Source organism: Streptomyces griseoviridis (assembly GCF_005222485.1).
GTDB lineage: Bacteria > Actinomycetota > Actinomycetes > Streptomycetales > Streptomycetaceae > Streptomyces > Streptomyces hintoniae.
In genome coordinates this window covers 1,615,637-1,635,000 of sequence record NZ_CP029078.1, presented here as the reverse complement: position 1 = coordinate 1,635,000, position 19,364 = coordinate 1,615,637, and the positions used below count along the sequence as shown (strand labels likewise).

General features: G+C 69.3%; 16 protein-coding genes, 2 rRNA genes and 1 riboswitch (1 of these 19 cut by a window edge). Of the genes, 13 read left to right on the top strand and 5 right to left on the bottom strand.

All coding sequences use genetic code 11. The annotated features are described in order from the left end of the window. The 12 genes from DDJ31_RS06310 to DDJ31_RS06255 all read left to right on the top strand — a co-directional run. Positions 1–1,854, top strand: a 23S ribosomal RNA gene (locus DDJ31_RS06310); it begins 1,268 nt to the left of the window's first position. Between the two features lie 101 nt (positions 1,855–1,955). Beyond that, positions 1,956–2,072: ribosomal RNA gene (rrf, locus tag DDJ31_RS06305) — 5S ribosomal RNA — on the top strand. Positions 2,073–2,184: 112 nt separating this feature from the next. Continuing rightward, a complete protein-coding gene (locus tag DDJ31_RS06300) occupies positions 2,185–2,796 on the top strand; it encodes a CDP-alcohol phosphatidyltransferase family protein (RefSeq protein WP_127181277.1) in 612 nt (203 codons plus the stop codon). A gap of 113 nt (positions 2,797–2,909) precedes the next feature. Next, the gene (locus tag DDJ31_RS06295) at positions 2,910–5,405 is read left to right on the top strand and encodes a mannose-1-phosphate guanyltransferase (protein ID WP_127181278.1); all 2,496 of its coding nucleotides are present in this window, start codon (positions 2,910–2,912) and stop codon (positions 5,403–5,405) included. A gap of 166 nt (positions 5,406–5,571) precedes the next feature. Continuing rightward, positions 5,572–6,408: a DUF881 domain-containing protein gene (locus tag DDJ31_RS06290; RefSeq protein WP_164785029.1), complete on the top strand. Its 837-nt coding sequence runs from the start codon at positions 5,572–5,574 to the stop codon at positions 6,406–6,408. After that, on the top strand, positions 6,405–6,737 hold the full coding sequence (locus tag DDJ31_RS06285; RefSeq protein ID WP_006134295.1) for a small basic family protein: 333 nt from the start codon (positions 6,405–6,407) through the stop codon (positions 6,735–6,737). Before DDJ31_RS06290 ends, DDJ31_RS06285 begins: the two co-directional genes overlap by 4 nt. Before the next feature lie 5 nt (positions 6,738–6,742). Next, a complete protein-coding gene (locus DDJ31_RS06280) occupies positions 6,743–7,579 on the top strand; it encodes a DUF881 domain-containing protein (RefSeq protein ID WP_127181280.1) in 837 nt (278 codons plus the stop codon). A gap of 61 nt (positions 7,580–7,640) precedes the next feature. After that, positions 7,641–8,546, top strand: coding sequence for an FHA domain-containing protein (locus DDJ31_RS06275; protein WP_127181281.1), 906 nt, complete (start codon positions 7,641–7,643; stop codon positions 8,544–8,546). A gap of 43 nt (positions 8,547–8,589) precedes the next feature. After that, complete coding sequence (gene ftsR / locus DDJ31_RS06270; RefSeq protein ID WP_127181282.1) at positions 8,590–9,327, top strand: transcriptional regulator FtsR; 738 nt, start codon at positions 8,590–8,592, stop codon at positions 9,325–9,327. An 85-nt stretch (positions 9,328–9,412) separates the two neighbouring features. Continuing rightward, positions 9,413–9,886, top strand: coding sequence for a bifunctional nuclease family protein (locus tag DDJ31_RS06265; RefSeq protein ID WP_067026588.1), 474 nt, complete (start codon positions 9,413–9,415; stop codon positions 9,884–9,886). 262 nt (positions 9,887–10,148) lie between these two features. Then, complete coding sequence (locus DDJ31_RS06260) at positions 10,149–10,793, top strand: MerR family transcriptional regulator (protein ID WP_127181283.1); 645 nt, start codon at positions 10,149–10,151, stop codon at positions 10,791–10,793. A 47-nt stretch (positions 10,794–10,840) separates the two neighbouring features. Then, positions 10,841–12,349, top strand: coding sequence for a DNA polymerase IV (locus tag DDJ31_RS06255; RefSeq protein ID WP_127181284.1), 1,509 nt, complete (start codon positions 10,841–10,843; stop codon positions 12,347–12,349). Here the strand turns inward: DDJ31_RS06255 and DDJ31_RS06250 are convergent. Continuing rightward, positions 12,271–12,642 carry a PRC-barrel domain-containing protein gene (locus DDJ31_RS06250; RefSeq protein ID WP_171480777.1) on the bottom strand — a complete coding sequence of 124 codons (372 nt, stop codon included), beginning with the start codon at positions 12,640–12,642 and terminating at the stop codon, positions 12,271–12,273. The two genes, DDJ31_RS06255 and DDJ31_RS06250, sit on opposite strands and share 79 nt — an antisense overlap. A 113-nt stretch (positions 12,643–12,755) precedes the next feature. Then, positions 12,756–12,851, top strand: a riboswitch (glycine riboswitch). A gap of 177 nt (positions 12,852–13,028) precedes the next feature. Between DDJ31_RS06250 and gcvP the strand changes: the two genes are divergently transcribed. After that, positions 13,029–15,914, top strand: coding sequence for an aminomethyl-transferring glycine dehydrogenase (gcvP, locus tag DDJ31_RS06245; protein WP_127181286.1), 2,886 nt, complete (start codon positions 13,029–13,031; stop codon positions 15,912–15,914). Between the two features lie 51 nt (positions 15,915–15,965). Here the strand turns inward: gcvP and DDJ31_RS06240 are convergent, their stop codons facing one another. The 4 genes from DDJ31_RS06240 to DDJ31_RS06225 form a co-directional block, all read right to left on the bottom strand. Beyond that, the gene (locus DDJ31_RS06240; RefSeq protein WP_127181287.1) at positions 15,966–17,057 is read right to left on the bottom strand and encodes an ABC transporter ATP-binding protein; all 1,092 of its coding nucleotides are present in this window, start codon (positions 17,055–17,057) and stop codon (positions 15,966–15,968) included. Positions 17,058–17,096: 39 nt separating this feature from the next. Next, positions 17,097–17,954, bottom strand: a complete 858-nt coding sequence (modB, locus tag DDJ31_RS06235) for a molybdate ABC transporter permease subunit (RefSeq protein ID WP_127181288.1) — start codon at positions 17,952–17,954, stop codon at positions 17,097–17,099. Continuing rightward, on the bottom strand, positions 17,951–18,775 hold the full coding sequence (modA, locus tag DDJ31_RS06230) for a molybdate ABC transporter substrate-binding protein (RefSeq protein WP_127181289.1): 825 nt from the start codon (positions 18,773–18,775) through the stop codon (positions 17,951–17,953). The genes modB and modA overlap by 4 nt, the downstream gene beginning before the upstream one ends. Positions 18,776–18,964: 189 nt before the next feature. Then, positions 18,965–19,360, bottom strand: a complete 396-nt coding sequence (locus tag DDJ31_RS06225) for a TOBE domain-containing protein (RefSeq protein WP_127181290.1) — start codon at positions 19,358–19,360, stop codon at positions 18,965–18,967. Between the last annotated feature and the right edge of the window lie 4 nt (positions 19,361–19,364).

Sequence of the window (19,364 nt, the reverse complement as noted above, 5' to 3'; positions counted from 1 at the left end):
ATTGCAGCATGAGGGCCAACGCCCGCTGTGATGGGTAGGGGAGCGTCGTCTGCCGGGTGAAGCAGCCGCGGAAGCGAGTTGTGGACGGTTGACGAGTGAGAATGCAGGCATGAGTAGCGATACACACGTGGGAAACGTGTGCGCCGATTGACTAAGGGTTCCTGGGTCAAGCTGATCTGCCCAGGGTAAGTCGGGACCTAAGGCGAGGCCGACAGGCGTAGTCGATGGATAACCGGTTGATATTCCGGTACCCGCTGTGAAGCGTCAAACATCGAGCATCGTGATGCTAAGGCCGTGAAGCCGCCCTGATCTCTTCGGAGTTGAGGGGAGTGGTGGAGCCGCCGGACCAAGCGGTTAGTAGGTGAGTGATGGGGTGACGCAGGAAGGTAGTCCATCCCGGGCGATGGTAGTCCCGGGGTAAGGGTGTAGGCCGTGCGGTAGGTAAATCCGTCGCACATGTGGCTGAGACCTGATGCCGAGCCGATTGTGGTGAAGTGGATGATCCTATGCTGTCGAGAAAAGCCTCTAGCGAGTTTCATGGCGGCCCGTACCCTAAACCGACTCAGGTGGTCAGGTAGAGAATACCGAGGCGTTCGGGTGAACTATGGTTAAGGAACTCGGCAAAATGCCCCCGTAACTTCGGGAGAAGGGGGGCCACGTCTGGTGATCCGTTTTACACGGTGAGCTGGGGGTGGCCGCAGAGACCAGCGAGAAGCGACTGTTTACTAAAAACACAGGTCCGTGCGAAGCCGTAAGGCGATGTATACGGACTGACGCCTGCCCGGTGCTGGAACGTTAAGGGGACCGGTTAGTCGAGATTCGTCTCGGCGAAGCTGAGAACTTAAGCGCCAGTAAACGGCGGTGGTAACTATAACCATCCTAAGGTAGCGAAATTCCTTGTCGGGTAAGTTCCGACCTGCACGAATGGCGTAACGACTTCTCGACTGTCTCAACCATAGGCCCGGTGAAATTGCACTACGAGTAAAGATGCTCGTTTCGCGCAGCAGGACGGAAAGACCCCGGGACCTTTACTACAGTTTGATATTGGTGTTCGGTTCGGCTTGTGTAGGATAGCTGGGAGACTTTGATCATCGGACGCCAGTTCGGTGTGAGTCGTCGTTGAAATACCAGTCTGGTCGTGCTGGATGTCTAACCTGGGTCCGTGATCCGGATCAGGGACAGTGTCTGATGGGTAGTTTAACTGGGGCGGTTGCCTCCTAAAGAGTAACGGAGGCGCCCAAAGGTTCCCTCAGCCTGGTTGGTAATCAGGTGTTGAGTGTAAGTGCACAAGGGAGCTTGACTGTGAGACCGACGGGTCGAGCAGGGACGAAAGTCGGGACTAGTGATCCGGCGGTGGCTTGTGGAAGCGCCGTCGCTCAACGGATAAAAGGTACCCCGGGGATAACAGGCTGATCTTCCCCAAGAGTCCATATCGACGGGATGGTTTGGCACCTCGATGTCGGCTCGTCGCATCCTGGGGCTGGAGTCGGTCCCAAGGGTTGGGCTGTTCGCCCATTAAAGCGGTACGCGAGCTGGGTTTAGAACGTCGTGAGACAGTTCGGTCCCTATCCGCTGTGCGCGTAGGAGTCTTGAGAAGGGCTGTCCCTAGTACGAGAGGACCGGGACGGACGAACCTCTGGTGTGCCAGTTGTCCTGCCAAGGGCATGGCTGGTTGGCTACGTTCGGGAGGGATAACCGCTGAAAGCATCTAAGCGGGAAGCCTGCTTCGAGATGAGGACTCCCACCCACTTGATGGGTTAAGGCTCCCAGTAGACGACTGGGTTGATAGGCCGGATCTGGAAGCACGGTAACGTGTGGAGGTGACCGGTACTAATAGGCCGAGGGCTTGTCCTCAGTTGCTCGCGTCCACTGTGTTGGTTCTGAAACCACGAACAGCCCCACACCTGAACCCTTTGCTGGGTTGGTTGTGGTGTGGCTGGATAGTTTCATAGTGTTTCGGTGGTTATAGCGTGAGGGAAACGCCCGGTTACATTCCGAACCCGGAAGCTAAGCCTTTCAGCGCCGATGGTACTGCAGGGGGGACCCTGTGGGAGAGTAGGACGCCGCCGAACTTCTTTTACAGCTCTGGCTCTTGGGCATACCGCCCAAGAGCCAGAGCTTTTTTGCGTTGAGGTAGGGTCAGGGGGAATCGTAGGCAATTTTCCCTCATCAGGAGGCCCCCGGGTGGAGGTCCAGGAGACCCGCGTCCAGACGGACCGGGTCCTCACCATCCCCAACATCCTCAGCATGGCTCGGCTGCTCGGCGTGCCGCTGTTCCTGTGGCTGATTCTGAGGCCCGAGTTCGGGGGCCCCAAGAGCGACGGCTGGGCGCTGCTGGTACTCGCCCTCAGCGGGATCAGCGACTATCTGGACGGCAAGCTGGCACGACGCTGGAACCAGATCAGCAGCCTCGGCCGGCTCCTCGACCCCGCGGCCGACCGGCTCTACATTCTCTCCACCCTGCTCGGACTCACCTGGCGCGAGATCCTGCCGATTTGGTTGACGGCTCTACTGTTGGCGCGTGAGTTGGTTCTCCTGGTGATGGTGGGCATCCTCAGGCGCCACGGCTATCCGCCGCCCCAGGTGAACTTCCTCGGGAAGGCCGCCACCTTCAACCTCATGTACGCCTTCCCACTGCTCCTGCTCAGTGACGGAAGTAGCTGGATCTCGTCACTCGCTGCTATTTTCGGATGGGCGTTCGCAGGATGGGGTACAACTCTGTATTGGTGGGCAGGAGTGCTGTACGTAGTACAAGTCCGCCGACTGATCCGCGCGGACGCCCAGGCTGCCGGTTGAACCCGCTGATCGGGGGCGGCCCAAGTCCGATGGCTCCCGAAGGAAAACTGCGGGACAATCAGGACGGGTGAAGTCGGCAGGACCGTCGTCTCTTCGAGGAGGACGCTTCCGACATGAAGGCCGTCGTGATGGCCGGAGGCGAAGGCACACGCCTTCGCCCCATGACCTCAAGCATGCCCAAGCCGCTCCTGCCGGTCGTCAACCGGCCGATCATGGAGCACGTGCTTCGGCTGCTGAAAAGGCATGGGCTGAACGAAACCGTCGTCACCGTGCAGTTCCTGGCCTCTCTGGTCAAGAACTACTTCGGTGACGGTGAAGAGCTCGGAATGGAGCTCACCTATGCCAATGAGGAGAAGCCACTCGGAACCGCGGGCAGCGTCAAGAACGCCGAAGAGGCGTTGCGGGACGACGCATTCCTCGTCATCTCCGGTGATGCCCTGACCGACTTCGACCTCACCGAGCTGATCAACTTCCACAAGGAAAAGGGCGCGCTCGTCACCGTCTGTCTGACGCGGGTACCGAACCCACTGGAGTTCGGCATCACCATCGTCGACGAAGAGGGCAAGGTCGAGCGTTTCCTGGAGAAGCCGACCTGGGGGCAGGTCTTCTCCGACACCGTGAACACCGGCATCTACGTCATGGAGCCCGAGGTCTTCGACTACGTCGAGGCCGACGTGTCCGTCGACTGGTCGGGTGACGTCTTCCCGCAGCTGATGAAGGAAGGCAAGCCCATCTACGGCTATATCGCCGAGGGCTACTGGGAAGACGTCGGCACCCACGAGAGCTACGTGAAGGCCCAGGCGGACGTTCTGGAGGGCAAGGTCGACGTCGAACTCGACGGATTCGAGATCTCGCCGGGCGTCTGGGTCGCCGAGGGCGCCGAGGTGCACCCCGACGCCGAACTGCGCGGGCCCCTCTACATCGGCGACTACGCCAAGGTCGAGGCCGGCGCCGAGATCCGCGAGCACACCGTCGTCGGCTCCAACGTCGTCGTCAAGAGCGGCGCTTTTCTGCACCGGGCCGTCGTGCACGACAACGTGTACGTCGGAGAGCACAGCAATCTGCGCGGCTGCGTCATCGGAAAGAACACCGACATCATGCGGGCCGCGCGGATCGAGGACGGCGCTGTCATCGGCGACGAATGCCTCATCGGCGAAGAGTCGATCGTGCAGGGGAACGTACGGGTCTACCCGTTCAAGACCATCGAGGCCGGTGCCTTCGTCAACACCTCGGTCATCTGGGAATCCAGAGGCCAGGCGCACCTCTTCGGAGCCCGCGGGGTGTCCGGCATCCTGAACGTCGAGATCACACCGGAACTGGCCGTACGGCTGGCCGGCGCGTACGCGACGACCCTGAAGAAGGGCTCGACCGTCACCACGGCCCGCGACCACTCCCGCGGTGCCCGCGCGCTCAAGCGGGCGGTGATCTCCGCGTTGCAGGCCAGCGCCATCGACGTCCGCGACCTGGAGAACGTACCGCTGCCCGTGGCGCGGCAGCAGACCGCGCGCGGCAGCGCAGGCGGCATCATGATCCGGACCACGCCCGGGGTGCCGGACTCCGTGGACATCATGTTCTTCGACGGCCAGGGCGCCGACCTGTCCCAGGGCAGTCAGCGCAAGCTGGACCGGGTGTTCGCACGGCAGGAGTACCGGCGCGCGTTCCCCGGTGAGATCGGCGACCTGCACTTCCCGGCCAGTGTCTTCGACTCGTACACCGGTTCGCTGCTGCGGAACGTCGACACCACCGGGATCACCGAGGCCGGGCTGAAAGTCGTCGTCGACGCCTCCAACGGAAGCGCCGGCCTCGTCCTGCCCAGCCTGCTCGGCAAGCTCGGCGTCGACTCGCTGACCGTCAACCCCGGTCTCGACGAGTCCCGGCCGACCGAGACGAGCGACGTGCGAAGGGCCGGTCTGGTGCGGCTCGGCGAGATCGTGGCGTCCTCGCGGGCCGCGTTCGGCGTGCGGTTCGACCCGGTCGGCGAGCGGCTCTCGCTGGTCGACGAGAAGGGCCGGATCATCGAGGACGACCGCGCGCTCCTCGTGATGCTCGACCTGGTGGCCGCCGAGCGGCGCAGCGGGCGGGTGGCGCTGCCGGTGACCACGACCAGGATCGCCGAGCAGGTGGCCGCGTACCACGGCACCCAGGTCGAGTGGACGACCACGTCGCCCGACGACCTGACCAGGGTCGGCCGTGACGACTCGACGATCTTCGGCGGTGACGGCCGGGGCGGGTTCATCGTCCCCGAGTTCAGCAGCGTCTTCGACGGCACGGCCGCCTTCGTCCGGCTCATCGGGCTGGTGGCGCGGACGCAGCTCACGCTCAGCCAGATCGACGCCCGGATCCCGCGGGCGCACGTCCTCAAGAGCGATCTGGCGACCCCGTGGGCCGTCAAGGGGCTCGTGATGCGGCGGGTAGTCGAGGCGGCCGGAGACCGCTTCGTGGACACCACGGACGGTGTCCGTGTGGTGGAGACCGACGGGCGGTGGGTGATGGTCCTGCCCGACCCCGCCGAAGCGGTCACCCATCTGTGGGCGGAAGGCCCGGACGACGCGTCCGCGCAGGCCCTGATCGAGGAGTGGTCGGCGGTCGTGGACAGCGCGGGGCGCTGAACCCACCCCACGCGCGCGTGCCGGACAAGCGTCCCCAAGGGGGCCTGTCCGGCACGCCGGTAGGGCCATTCGGAGGTACTGGTCGCGGCGTGCGACGATGTGCGGCATGCCGCAGCAGCCCCCCGTTCGGAGGACACCCACGCGACCCTCGCGACCGGACGCGTCCATGTCGCTGCTCACCAACGTCATGGACCACAGCCTCGACGACGGGTACGCCGAGGCCGCCTCCCGGAAGCGGGCCGCGGGCGACGCGGGCCTGCCCAAGACGCTGCGCGCCAAGCTCGGCCTGGCCGGCGGTCTCGTGCTGGCCGCCCTGGTGGTCACCGTGGGCGCCGCACAGGCGCGCGTGGCGGCCCCGGTGGTCGCCAAGGAGCGCGAGGAACTGATCGACCGGATCGACCGCGAGACGGAGACCGCCGACAAGCTCGAAGGCTCCGTCGACAAGCTGCGCGCCGAGGTGAGCGCCCGCCAGCGGGAAGCCCTGCGGATGAGCGGCGGCAGCGGCCAGGCCGACCTGGTGGCCGTCCTGTCGGGCGCCGCCGCCGTCCACGGCCCCGGTGTGAAGCTCGTCGTGAGCGACGCCAAGGAAGCCGGCGGCGGTGGCGGCGGCAACCCCCGGGAGACTGCCGGGTTCTCCGACACCGGCCGGGTCCGCGACCGCGACATGCAGCGCGTCGTCAACGGACTGTGGGCGTCGGGCGCCGAGGCGATCTCCATCAACGGGCAGCGCCTGACGGCCCTTTCGGCGATCAGGGCCGCGGGAGACGCGATACTGGTCGACAACAAGCCGCTCGTTCCGCCGTACACGGTGCTCGCCGTGGGCAACGGCAAGGAACTGAGCGGCACCTTTCAGGACAGCGCTGACGGGCTCTATCTGCACGCCCTTCAGGAGACCTACGGCATTCGGACCGCCATCTCCGTGGAGAGCGACCTCCGGCTGCCCGCGGCACCGAGTGTGATCGTACGTACAGCACAGCCGAAAACCGAGAAGGGCACATCGTGATCGCCGTACTGGGCCTCATTGTGGGAGTGGTGGCCGGCCTCTTGGTCCGGCCGGAGGTGCCGGCGGTCGTCGAGCCCTATCTGCCGATCGCCGTGGTGGCGGCGCTCGACGCCGTCTTCGGAGGTCTGCGGGCCATGCTCGACGGCATCTTCGACGACAAGGTCTTCGTGGTCTCGTTCCTGTCGAACGTCGTGGTCGCCGCCCTGATCGTGTTCCTGGGCGACAAGTTGGGCGTGGGCGCGCAGCTGTCGACCGGTGTCGTGGTCGTCCTCGGCATCCGCATCTTCTCCAACGCCGCGGCGATCCGCCGGCACGTCTTCCGGGCGTGACGACGATGAGCAACCATCACGGGGAGCCGCAGCACCGGCTGCGCAAGGAGCTGCCCGCCGAGGTGCCGACCGCCTCGGCGCCCCAGGCGCCCGGGGACACGCCCGAGCCCGAACCCGGGCTGACCGGCCGTCAGCGGCTGGCGAAGGGGCTGTGGCCGCCGCGGGTGACACGGGCCCAACTCATCGTCGCGCTGCTGCTGTTCGGGCTCGGTTTCGGCCTCGCCGTGCAGGTCGCGTCGAACAGCGACAGCGACAGCGCGCTGCGCGGCGCGCGTCAGGAAGATCTTGTGCGCATTCTCGATGAACTGGATGACCGGACTCAGCGTCTAGAGGACGAGAAGCAGGGACTGGAGAAGCAGCGGGACGAGCTGGAGAACAGCTCCGACCAGGCCGAGGAGGCCCGCAGGCAGACGGTCGAGAAGGAGAGGCAACTCGGCATTCTGGCGGGCACCGTGGCCGCTCAGGGTCCCGGCATCACGATGACCATCGAGGACACGAAGGGGACGGTCGAGTCGGACATGCTGCTCGACGCGATCCAGGAGCTGCGCGCCGCGGGCGCGGAGGCGATCCAGGTGAACGACGTACGCGTGGTGGCCCGTACCTACCTCACCGAGTCGGGCAAGACGGTGAGCGTCGACGGGAACAAGATCACCGCGCCCTATCGTTTCAAGGTCATCGGCAAGCCGGCGGACCTCGAACCGGCGCTCAACATCCCTGGAGGCGTGGTGCAGACTCTGGAGAAGGAGCAGGCCACCGTGGTCGTCGAGCGGTCGGACAAGATCGTCGTGGACGCCTTGCGAGCGGCGGAGCAGCCTGACTACGCTCGGTCGTCCTCGCAGTGAACCGGGGGTGCATGGAGGTCGTCCGGCAGGGGCATGAGGTTGCGGGGGGTCGGCGCACCGATTGGCAGGTGCGTGGTGGAAACTGTCTGGTGGATACGGACGTTGTGAGAATGTCCGGGTCGGCCGGTGTATGCAGTCAGGGTTCGTCCTGCCCCACGGGCGGGTCTGTTTCGGTCAAGGGGAATCGCCCGTGAAGTTGTTTGCGAAGTTGTTCGGCAAGAGCTCGCGAGAGAGCAACGCCAACGCGACGGCCCACCATCGCGTCCAGCCCGACGCGGAGGGCGGCCGTCCGCTGTTCCGGGATCAGGTCGGCGGTCAGGCCGGTGACATTCCCGGTGGTCAGGGCGGGGCGTCGGTTGACCCTGGCCAGTCGGGCGACATAGGTTTCGGGCAACCGTCAACCTCGAGTACGGGTGGAGGGTTTTCCCCTATGTCGGCCCTGGTGTGTACGAGGTGCGGTAACCGCAACGCGGAGAACAGCCGCTTCTGCTCCAACTGCGGCGCGCCGCTGCGACCGGGCGCGACGCCCGAGCGGCCGTCCGAGACGACGTCCACGATCTCCATCTCCGGTCTCGAGGCGTACGACGCCGAGGTGACCGGGCAGACGCAGCTCCCGGCGCTCTCTCCCGAGGCGCAGGCCGCCGTGGACGCGCTGCCGCTCGGCTCCGCGCTCCTGGTGGTGCGGCGCGGTCCGAACTCGGGCAGCCGCTTCCTGCTCGACGGTGATCTGACGACCGCGGGACGCCACCCGCAGAGCGACATCTTCCTGGACGACGTGACGGTCTCGCGCCGGCACGTGGAGTTCCGGCGGGCCGCGGACGCCTCGTTCACGGTGGCCGATGTCGGCAGCCTGAACGGCACCTACGTCAACCGGGAGCGGATCGACGAGGTCGCGCTGGCCAACGGCGACGAGGTGCAGATCGGCAAGTACCGGCTGGTCTTCTACGCGAGCCAGCCGGGTTACTGACCCTTCCTCCGGACGGTGTCCGGGGGAACCTGAGGGAAGGTCCATGCTGCGAACACCGAGCGGCGGTGCCGGACACGGCACCGCCGCCACGGACAGTGGGCTGATGAGCATCGGCGCCGTCCTGAACACGCTGCGCGACGAGTTCCCCGAAGTCACCATCTCCAAGATCCGGTTCCTGGAGTCCGAGGGGCTCATCGAGCCGCAGCGGACCCCCTCGGGGTACCGCAAGTTCAGCCCCGCCGACGTGGAGCGCCTCGGCCAGGTGCTGCGGATGCAGCGGGACCACTATCTGCCGCTCAAGGTGATCCGTGAGCATCTGGACGCCATCGCGCGCGGTGAGGCCGCGCCGCTGCCGGTCGTCGGGCGGCAGCGGGACGGCGAGGCGGCCCTCGAGGTCGCCGAGGGGCCCACGGCGGCCAGGATCGCCAGGGGCGAGCTGCTGGCGGCCGCGGGCATCGAGGACCGGGAACTCTCCGAGTGGGAGTCGTACGGCCTGGTGACGCCGCTGGCGGACGGGGTGTACGACGCCGAGGCGGTCACCGTGGCGGCCCTGGTGGTGGAGCTGGGCCGGTTCGGGATCGAGCCGCGCCATCTGCGGGCCATGAAGGCCGCCGCGGACCGTGAGGCCGGTCTGGTGGACCAGGTGGTGGCCCCGCTGAAGCGCCACCGCAACCCGCAGACCCGGGCGCACGCCGAGGCCCGTACGAAGGAGCTGGCGGCGCTCACCGTGCGGCTGCACGGTGCCTTGGTGCAGACCGCGCTGGGTGTGCGTCTGCCCTGAGCGGGGCGGGCTCCCGAGGGCCGGATAGTCCCCCGGTTCCCGGCCCGACTACCCAAACATCCCGGGCACGTCCTAGGGTTGCTGTGTGAACGAGCTCGATGTCGTAGGTGTCCGGGTCGAAATGCCCTCCAACCAACCGATCGTGCTCCTGCGCGAAGTGGGAGGCGACCGCTACCTCCCCATCTGGATCGGGCCGGGGGAGGCGACGGCGATCGCCTTCGCTCAGCAGGGCATGGCCCCCGCGCGGCCGCTGACCCACGACCTGTTCAAGGACGTGCTGGAGGCCGTCGGCCAGGAGCTGACCGAAGTGCGCATCACGGACCTGCGGGAGGGCGTCTTCTACGCGGAGCTGGTCTTCGCCAGCGGGGTCGAGGTCAGTGCGCGTCCCTCCGACGCCATAGCGCTCGCCCTGCGCACCGGAACGCCGATCTACGGCAGTGACGGGGTGCTGGACGACGCGGGCATCGCGATCCCGGACGAGCAGGAGGACGAGGTCGAGAAGTTCCGCGAGTTCCTCGACCAGATCTCGCCGGAGGACTTCGGCACCAGCAACCAGTGAGCGTCGCCGGCCCGCCAGGACCAGAAGGGTCCTGGCGGGCCGGTTCTCGCTGTCCGAGCGGCGCGACGGGCGGCAATTGCCCCGGGCGAGTGAGTGCGTCCTGCGGCCCGTTCCGAGCGCATTCGGCTAGCCTTTCCCCGCGGTTGGGTACGGGAAACCACTCCTTGGGTGATTATCACTCGGCGTGCCGAGTGTGGCGATCGTTGACGCACCCCGGGTGACTGCCTACCGTCGAGAAGGCAGGTCAAGGACGGAGGTCGGCGTGAGAAGCAGCGGCGACGGCACGGCTGGGGGCGCCCCCGGACGCAGTCCGGGGCAGAGCGGTCCGTACCCGCTTCACACCAGCACGGCCGACCACGCCCCGAGGCGACCGGCGGCCGTGCCCAGCGGCGGAGGGGCGGCGCCCATGGCGTCCGAGGAGATCGGCTACCGCGGCCCGACGGCCTGCGCGGCGGCCGGCATCACCTATCGGCAACTGGACTACTGGGCCCGCACCGGGCTCGTCGAGCCGAGCGTGCGGCCCGCCTACGGGTCGGGCACGCAGCGGCTCTACAGCTTCCGGGACGTCGTGGTCCTGAAGATCGTCAAGCGGTTCCTCGACACGGGCGTCTCCCTCCAGAACATCCGGGCCGCGGTCGCCCATCTCCGGGAGCGCGGCTTCAGCGACCTGGAGCGCATGACGCTCATGAGCGACGGCGCCACCGTCTACGAGTGCACGTCGCCCGACGAGGTGCACGAGCTGCTCCAAGGCGGGCAGGGGATCTTCGGGATCGCCGTCGGCGTGGTGTGGCGGGACGTCGAGAACGCCCTCTCGCAGCTGCACGGCGAGCGGATCGACACCGGCGAGACACTGGTCGGGCCGAACCCGGCCGACGAGCTGGCGCGGCGGCGCAACAAGGCCGTCTGAGCCGTCGCGGCGGGGCGTTGTCAGTGGTGTAGGGCAGCATCGGAGTCGTGAGAAAAGCGCCCACGATCCTGCATCTCGACATGGATGCCTTCTACGCCTCGGCGGAGCAGGCGTCCAAGCCGAGTCTGCGCGGGAAGGCCGTGGTGGTGGGCGGGCTCGGGCCGCGCGGGGTGGTGGCCACCGCCTCCTACGAGGCACGGGTCTTCGGGGTCAGATCGGCGATGCCGATGGCGCAGGCGCGGCGGCTCGCGCCGAACGCCGCCTACCTGGTGCCGCGCTTCGCCCTGTACAAGTCGGTCAGCGAGCAGGTGATGGGGCTCCTGCACGCTCTGTCGCCCCTTGTGGAGCCGCTCAGCCTGGACGAGGCGTTCGTGGACCTGGAGGCCGCGGGAGCCGCCTGGGACCGCGATTCCGCGCGTCGGGTGGGGGAGCGGCTGCGGACCGAGATACGGGCCGTCACCGGGCTCACCGGGTCCGTGGGGCTCGCCGCGTCCAAGATGCTCGCGAAGATCGCCTCGGAGGAGGCCAAGCCCGACGGTCTGGTGATGGTCGAGCCGGGCACCGAGCGGGCCCTGCTCGGTCCGATGCCGGTGCGGACGCTGCCGGGCGTCGGGCCCGCCACCGGGGACCATCTGCGGCGGGCCGGCATCACCACCGTCGACGAGCTGGCCGAGGCCGGTGAGGACGAGCTGGTGCGGCTGCTGGGCAAGGCGCACGGGCACGGTCTGTACGCGATGGCGCTGGCGCTCGACGACCGGCCCGTGGTCGCCGAGCGGGAGGCGAAGTCGGTGTCGGTCGAGGACACCTACGACGTGGACATCCATGACCGGGTCCGGGTGGGCACCGAGGTGCGGCGCCTCGCCGACCGATGTGTGGGGCGGCTGCGCGCGGCCGGTGTCTCGGGGCGGACCATCGTGCTCAAGGTGCGCCGCTACGACTTCTCCACGCTGACCCGCTCGGAGACACTGCGCGGGCCCACCGACGACCCCGGTGTGGTGCGGGAGGCCGCGGCCCGGCTGCTGGAGGCGGTGGACACCACGGGCGGGGTGCGGCTGCTGGGGGTCGGGGTCACCGGGCTCGCCGACTACACGCAGGAGGACCTGTTCGCGCAGGCCGCGGGGGAGCGGGCGGAGCTGGAGGCGGAGGAGGTGGCCGAGACGCCCCTGGCGCGGGAGGAGCCGGCGCAGGAGCGGCGCTGGCCCTCCGGGCACGATGTGCGGCACGCGGTGTTCGGGCACGGATGGGTGCAGGGGAGCGGGCTCGGGCGGGTCACGGTGCGGTTCGAGACGCCGGACTCGGAGCCGGGGCGGGTGCGGACGTTCCGTACGGACGATCCTGAGCTGGAGCCGGCCGAGCCGCTGCCGCTGGTGCGGGTGGTGCCGTCGTCGGATCCGCCGGCGCCGTCAGGGCCGTCAGGGCCGCCGGGCCCGCTGACGGCGTCCGCGCACCGGGGTCGCGGCGCGGTCGACGGGGAGGCTCAGGTCTCCTCCGAGCCGGCGATCTTCCCGAAGTCGCGGTCGGGGAAGGAGGGCGGGGCCGCGCCGTCGAGTCCGTAGTGGTGGTAGAGCTGGAGTTCCTGTTCGGGGGAGAGGTGGCGTCCGACGCCGAAGTCGGGGGCGTCCTTGATCAGGGACCGGTCGAAGGGGATGTGCAGGGTGCCCTCGACCAGTCTGCTGGGCTCCAGGGGCACGAAGGCGTCCCGGGAGAACAGGCCGGTCCTTATGGCCGCCCACTCCGGCACGCCGGTCGCGTCGTCGAGGTAGATCTCGTCGATGGTGCCGATCTTGGTGCCGTTGCGGTCGAACGCCTTGCGGCCGATCAGGTTGCGCGGATCGATGTCGGTCTGCACGGGCCCTCCTCGTGGTCGCAACTCATCCGTAAGCACTACAAAAGAGTACATTCCGCATGGCGGCCACTCGAAAGCCGGTCGTTGAAGGTCGCTGGTAGGCTGACAGCGGCTGCTGACCCCGTGCGGGAGAGTCCTCCAGACACCATCGGAGGCGCCGAAGGAGCAAATCCTCCCCGGAATCTCTCAGGCCCACGTACCGCACGGACGAGGTCACTCTGGAAAGCAGAGCGGGTGCCCGACGGCCTCCGCTCTCACCGACGGTGAAAGCCGGCAGCCCACGGGCCCGCCGGTGAAGCTCTCAGGTCGTGATGACAGAGGGGGAGGCCGTCGGGGTATCCGCGCCGTGGTGCCCCTCGAAGGTCGCGTCAGACCAGGAGGCCTCCGCAATGATCGCCCACCGCACCCCGCTCGCCGAGCTCGAACAGGGCATCCCCTTCGAACAGCGTCACATAGGGCCCGACCACGAGGCGCGGGCCAAGATGCTCGCGCAGGTCGGCTACGGCTCGCTGGACGAGCTGACGGCCGCCGCGGTGCCCGACGTGATCAAGAACGCCGACGCCCTCGAACTGCCGGGCGCCCGCACCGAGGCCGAGGTCCTCGCCGAGCTGCGGTCGCTCGCCGACCGCAACCAGGTGCTCGGCTCCATGATCGGGCTCGGCTACTACGGCACCTTCACCCCGCCGGTCATCCTGCGCAACGTCATGGAGAACCCGGCCTGGTACACGGCGTACACGCCCTACCAGCCGGAGATCTCGCAGGGCCGCCTCGAGGCGCTCCTCAACTTCCAGACCATGGTCGCGGACCTCACCGGGCTGCCCACCTCCGGCGCCTCGCTGCTCGACGAGGGCACGGCCGCCGCCGAGGCGCTGGCCCTCTCCCGGCGCATGGGCAGGAACAAGAAGGGCCTCTTCCTGGTCGACGCGGACACCCTGCCGCAGACCATCGCCGTGATCAGGACCCGGGCCGAGCCGACCGGCGTGGAGGTCGTCGTCGCCGACCTCGGCGAGGGCATCCCGGCCGACCTCGCGGACCGGGAGATCAACGGCGTCCTCGTCCAGTACCCGGGCGCCTCCGGAGCCGTCCGCGACCTCGAGCCGCTGATCGAGCAGGCGCACGGCCTCGGCGCCCTCGTCACCGTCGCCGCCGACCTGCTCGCGCTGACGCTGCTGAAGTCCCCCGGCGAACTGGGCGCGGACATCGCCGTCGGCACCACCCAGCGGTTCGGCGTGCCGATGGGCTTCGGCGGGCCGCACGCCGGCTACATGGCCGTCCACGAGAAGTTCGCCCGCAGCCTGCCGGGGCGGCTCGTGGGGGTCTCCGTGGACGCCGACGGGCACCGGGCGTACCGGCTCGCCCTGCAGACCCGCGAGCAGCACATCCGGCGTGAGAAGGCCACCAGCAACATCTGCACCGCGCAGGTCCTGCTCGCCGTCATGGCCGGCATGTACGCCGTCTACCACGGGCCCGACGGGCTCCGGGGCATCGCCCGCCGCACCCACCGGTACGCGGCGGTCCTCGCGGCCGGGCTGCGCGACGGCGGCGTCGAGGTCGTGCACGGCGCGTTCTTCGACACGCTGACCGTGCGGGTGCCGGGGAAGGCCGCCGAAGCTGTGGCCGCCGCGCGGCAGAACGGCGTGAACCTCCGGCTCGTCGACGCCGACCACGTCTCCATCGCCTGCGACGAGACCACCACGCGGGCCCGTCTCGGCGCCGTGTGGGCCGCGTTCGGGGTCCAGGGCGACGTCGAGGCGCTGGACGCCGTCGCCGAGGACGCCGTGCCGGGCGGACTGCTGCGCGGCGACGACATCCTCACCCACCCCGTCTTCCACCAGTACCGCTCCGAGACGGCGATGCTGCGCTACCTGCGCCGGCTCGCCGACCGGGACTACGCGCTGGACCGCGGCATGATCCCGCTGGGCTCCTGCACCATGAAGCTCAACGCGACCACCGAGATGGAGCCGGTCACCTGGCCCGAGTTCGGGCAGCTGCACCCCTTCGCGCCCGCCGAGCAGGCGCAGGGCTACCTCACCCTCATCCGGGAGCTCGAGGAGCGGCTCGCCGAGGTCACCGGGTACGACAAGGTCTCCCTCCAGCCGAACGCCGGCTCCCAGGGCGAGCTGGCCGGACTGCTGGCCGTGCGCGGCTACCACCGGGCCAACGGCGACGAGCAGCGCACCGTCTGCCTGATCCCGTCCTCCGCGCACGGCACCAACGCCGCCAGCGCGGTGATGGCCGGCATGAAGGTCGTAGTCGTGAAGACCGCCGAGGACGGCGAGATCGACGTCGAGGACCTGCGCGCGAAGATCCAACGGCACCGCGACGAGCTGTCCGTGCTGATGATCACCTACCCGTCGACGCACGGGGTGTTCGAGGAGCACGTCGCCGACATCTGCGCCCAGGTGCACGAGGCGGGCGGCCAGGTGTACGTCGACGGCGCCAACCTCAACGCGCTGGTCGGCCTCGCCAAGCCCGGTCACTTCGGCGGTGACGTCTCGCACCTCAACCTGCACAAGACGTTCTGCATCCCGCACGGCGGCGGCGGTCCCGGCGTCGGCCCGGTCGGTGTCCGCGCGCACCTCGCGCCGTACCTGCCCAACCACCCGTTGCAGCCCGCCGCGGGGCCCGAGACCGGTGTGGGCCCGATCTCGGCGGCGCCCTGGGGCTCCGCGGGCATCCTGCCGATCTCCTGGTCGTACGTGCGGCTCATGGGCGGCGAGGGGCTCAAGCGCGCCACCCAGGTCGCCGTGCTCTCCGCGAACTACATCGCCAAGCGCCTCGAACCGCACTACCCCGTGCTCTACACCGGCCCCGGCGGGCTGGTCGCGCACGAGTGCATCATCGATCTGCGTCCGCTGACCAAGGCGACCGGCGTGAGCGTCGACGACGTCGCCAAGCGGCTGATCGACTACGGCTTCCACGCGCCGACGATGTCGTTCCCGGTGGCGGGCACGCTGATGATCGAGCCGACCGAGTCCGAGGACCTCACCGAGCTGGACCGTTTCTGCGACACGATGATCGCGATCCGCGCGGAGATCGAGAAGGTCGGCGCGGGCGACTGGCCCGCCGAGGACAACCCGCTGCGCAACGCCCCGCACACCGCGGCCGCGCTCGGCGGCGACTGGGACCACGCCTACACGCGCGAGGAGGCCGTCTTCCCGGCCGGGGTGTCGGCCGCCGACAAGTACTGGCCGCCGGTGCGCCGGATCGACCAGGCCTTCGGTGACCGGAACCTGGTCTGCTCGTGCCCGCCGCTGGACGCGTACGAGGACTGAGGAACGGGAAGGCAGGGGCCCGGCCGGCTCGGCGGGGCCCCTGCCGTCGCGCTACGCCGGGTAGGCGTGGGTCTGGGACGCCTTGACCGCGGCCCAGACCGTGGCGCCCGGACGCAGGTCGAGTTCGGCCGCGGCGACCGTCGTCAGGTCGGCGGCCAGCGGGAGTTCGCCCGTCAGGTCCGCGCGGATCAGATCGCCGTGGGTCTCCAGGCCCGCCACCTCGCAGCGCCACAGGTTGCGGGCGCTCACCCCGACGGGACGCTCCCGGAGCAGGGTCACCGCGCTCGGCGGGAACGCCACGAAGACGTCTCCCGGAAGCAGTTCGGTGACGGTGACGGTCGGGCCGGTGGCGAGCCGCACGGTGTGGCCCTCGGCGCGGCCCCGGTAGAGGTTCAGGCCGACCAGCTGGGCGATGTAGTCGGTGCGCGGGTGGCGGGCGATGTCGGAGGGTGCGCCCTCCTGGACGACGGCGCCGTCCTCGATGACCACCAGCCGGTCGGCGAGCACCATGGCGTCCAGCGGGTCATGGGTGACCAGGACCGCGACGGCCTCGAACTCGGCCAGATGGCGCCGGAGTTGGGCGCGGACGTCGAGGCGGGTGCGGGCGTCGAGGGCGGCCAGCGGCTCGTCGAGCAGCAGCAGCCTCGGACGGGTCGCCAACGCCCGTGCCAGGGCGACGCGTTGGGCCTGGCCCCCGGAGAGCCTGCGCGGCTTGGCGCCGCCGTGCTCGGCGAGGCCCATCCGTTCGAGCCACCCGGCGGCCCGTGCGCGGGCCTCGGACCTGGAGGCGCCCTGGCAGCGCGGGCCGAAGGCGACGTTGTCGAGGGCGCTCAGATGCGGGAACAGCAGATAGTCCTGGAAGACCACGCCGACCGGCCGGGATTCGGGCGGGGTGCGGGTCAACACCGTTCCGTCCAGGCGCAGATGGCCGTCGGAGAGCGGGACGAGTCCGGCGAGGGCGCGCAGCGCGGTGGTCTTGCCCGCGCCGTTCGGGCCGAGCAGGGCGACCACGTCGCCGGGCGCGGCGGTCAGGGTGACGTCGAGGCGGAAGCCGTCGCGCTCGACCACGAGTCGGGCGTCGAGCCCGGCGTCGGTCCCCGGTGCGGGGAGCGGGCCCCGGGTGGTGGCGTCGCTGTCGGTCATGGGGTGATCGTCCACTGTGGGTGTCGTCCCGTCGGGTCGTCAGGAGGCTGTCATCCAGCGGTCCCGCAGTCCCGCGAGGACCGCGATCGACACGGCCAGCAGCACCAGGCTGAGCGCGATGGCCGCCTCCGGGTTGCTCTGCATGGCCAGGTAGACGGAGAGCGGCATGGTCTGGGTGCGGCCGGGGAAATTGCCGGCGAAGGTGATCGTCGCCCCGAACTCGCCCAGCGCCCGCGCCCAGGCCAGCACGGCGCCGGCCGCGACGCCCGGTGCGATCAGCGGCAGGGTGACCCGGCGGAACGCGGTGAAGCGCGACGCGCCGAGGGTGGTGGCCGCCTCCTCGAAGCGGGGGTCGGCGGCGCGCAGGGTGCCCTCCACGCTGATGACCAGGAACGGCATCGCCACGAACGCCTCGGCGACGACGACGCCCGCCGTGGTGAACGGCAGGGTGACGCCGAACCAGGAGTCGAGCCACTGGCCGATGACGCCGTTGCGGCCGAGCGCCAGCAGCAGGGCCACACCGCCGACGACCGGCGGCAGCACCAGCGGCAGCGTCACCAGGGCGCGCACCAGGCCGCGTCCGGGGAAGTCGGTGCGGGCCAGCAGCCAGGCGAGCGGCACTCCCAGCACCAGGCTCACCAGGGTCGCCGAGGTGGCGCACAGCAGCGAGAGGCGCAGCGCCTGCCACACCTCGGTGCTGGTCAGCTGGTCGGGCAGGGTGCTCCAGGGGGCGCGGACCACCAGCGCGAGCAGCGGCAGCAGCAGGAAGGCGAGGCCGAGCAGCGCGGGCAGCAGCAGGGGGAGCGGGACGCCCCGGCGTATGCCGGTCCTGACGCGCCCGCGCCGCGGCGCGCCCGGACGGGCGGTCGCGGCGGCGGGCCTGCCGGTCGGGGTCACGGCTTGAGGAACCCGGCCGAGGTCAGCACCTTCTGGCCGTCGGCGGACTGGACCAGGGCGATGAACGCCTTGGCGGCTGCCGCGTTCGGCGCGTTCTTGAGGAGGGTGATCGGGTAGTCGTTGATGGCGGTGGCGGACTCGGGGAACTCCACGCCCTCGACCTTGTCGCCCGCGGCCTGCACGTCGGTCTTGTAGACGACGGCCGCGTCGGCCTCCTTGAGGACCACCTTGTTGAGCGCGGCCTTCACGTCCTGCTCGTAGGAGACCGGGGTCAGCTTGAGCTTGCTGGCGTCCAGGGCCTTCTGGGCGGCGGCGCCGCAGGGCACCGTCTTGTCGCACAGCACGACCTTCAGGCCCGGCGCGGTGAGGTCCTTCAGGGAGGTCACCTTGTCGGGGTTGCCCGGCAGGGTGGCGATCTCCAGCTGGTTGCGGACGAAGGTGGCGGGGGCGCCGGCCGCGTCGCCCTTGTCGGTCACGATCGCCATCGTCTTGGGGCTGGCGGCGGCGAAGACGTCGGCGGGGGCGCCGCCGGTGATGTTCGCGGCGAGCGTGTCGCTGCCCCCGAAGCTGAAGGTGACCTTGGTGCCCGGGTGTTCCTTCTCGAACTGCTTGCCCAGCGTCTCGAAGCTGCCCTGGAGGGAGGCGGCCGCGAACACGGTGACCGTGCCGGAGAGCTTCGGGGAGGCGGACGCCGACGGGTCGGACCCGGCGGCGTCCGAGTCGGAGTCGGAGGAGGAGCAGGCGCTCAGGGCGAGCAGCGCCGCGGCTCCTGCGCCGGCCACCTGAAGCGTGCGGCGGGTCCGGCGCGCGGAACGGGTCATCACGGGTCCACTCCCTCTGTTCCTGTATGGGTCTGTCGGGTCGGGGGAGAGGTCCTTCGGACCGCCCCCGTCCGCCGATCATACTGACGCACCTGCCAGGCAGAAGTCTCCTGTCACATCGCATGAGCTGGCGTAATGCGTCAGAGGGGTGGCATGTGCGTTCGTACGGGAGCGGTGTCGGGGTGCTGGTCAGACGCGGTCGATGTGGACGTTGGTCGACTTCACCCGGGCCGTCGCCTCCATGCCGACCTCCAGGCCGAGTTCCTCCACCGCCTCGCGGGTGAGCAGGGAGACCAGCCGGTGCGGTCCGGCCTGGATCTCCACCTGGGCGGCGACGTCGCCGAGTTTGATGGCGGTGACGATGCCGGGGAAGGCGTTGCGCACCGAGGTGTACGGCGTCTCCTCCTCGGCGCCGCCCGCCTTGGCGAGTTCGACCGAGAACGCGGCGAGGTCGTGGCCCTCGATCAGCCGGCGTCCGCTCTCGTCGCGGTGGGTGGTCACCCGGCCCGCGTCGGCCCAGCGGCGCGCGGTGTCGGGACTCACGCCGAGCAGCCGCGCTGCCTGGCCGATGGTGTAGGACTGCATGCCG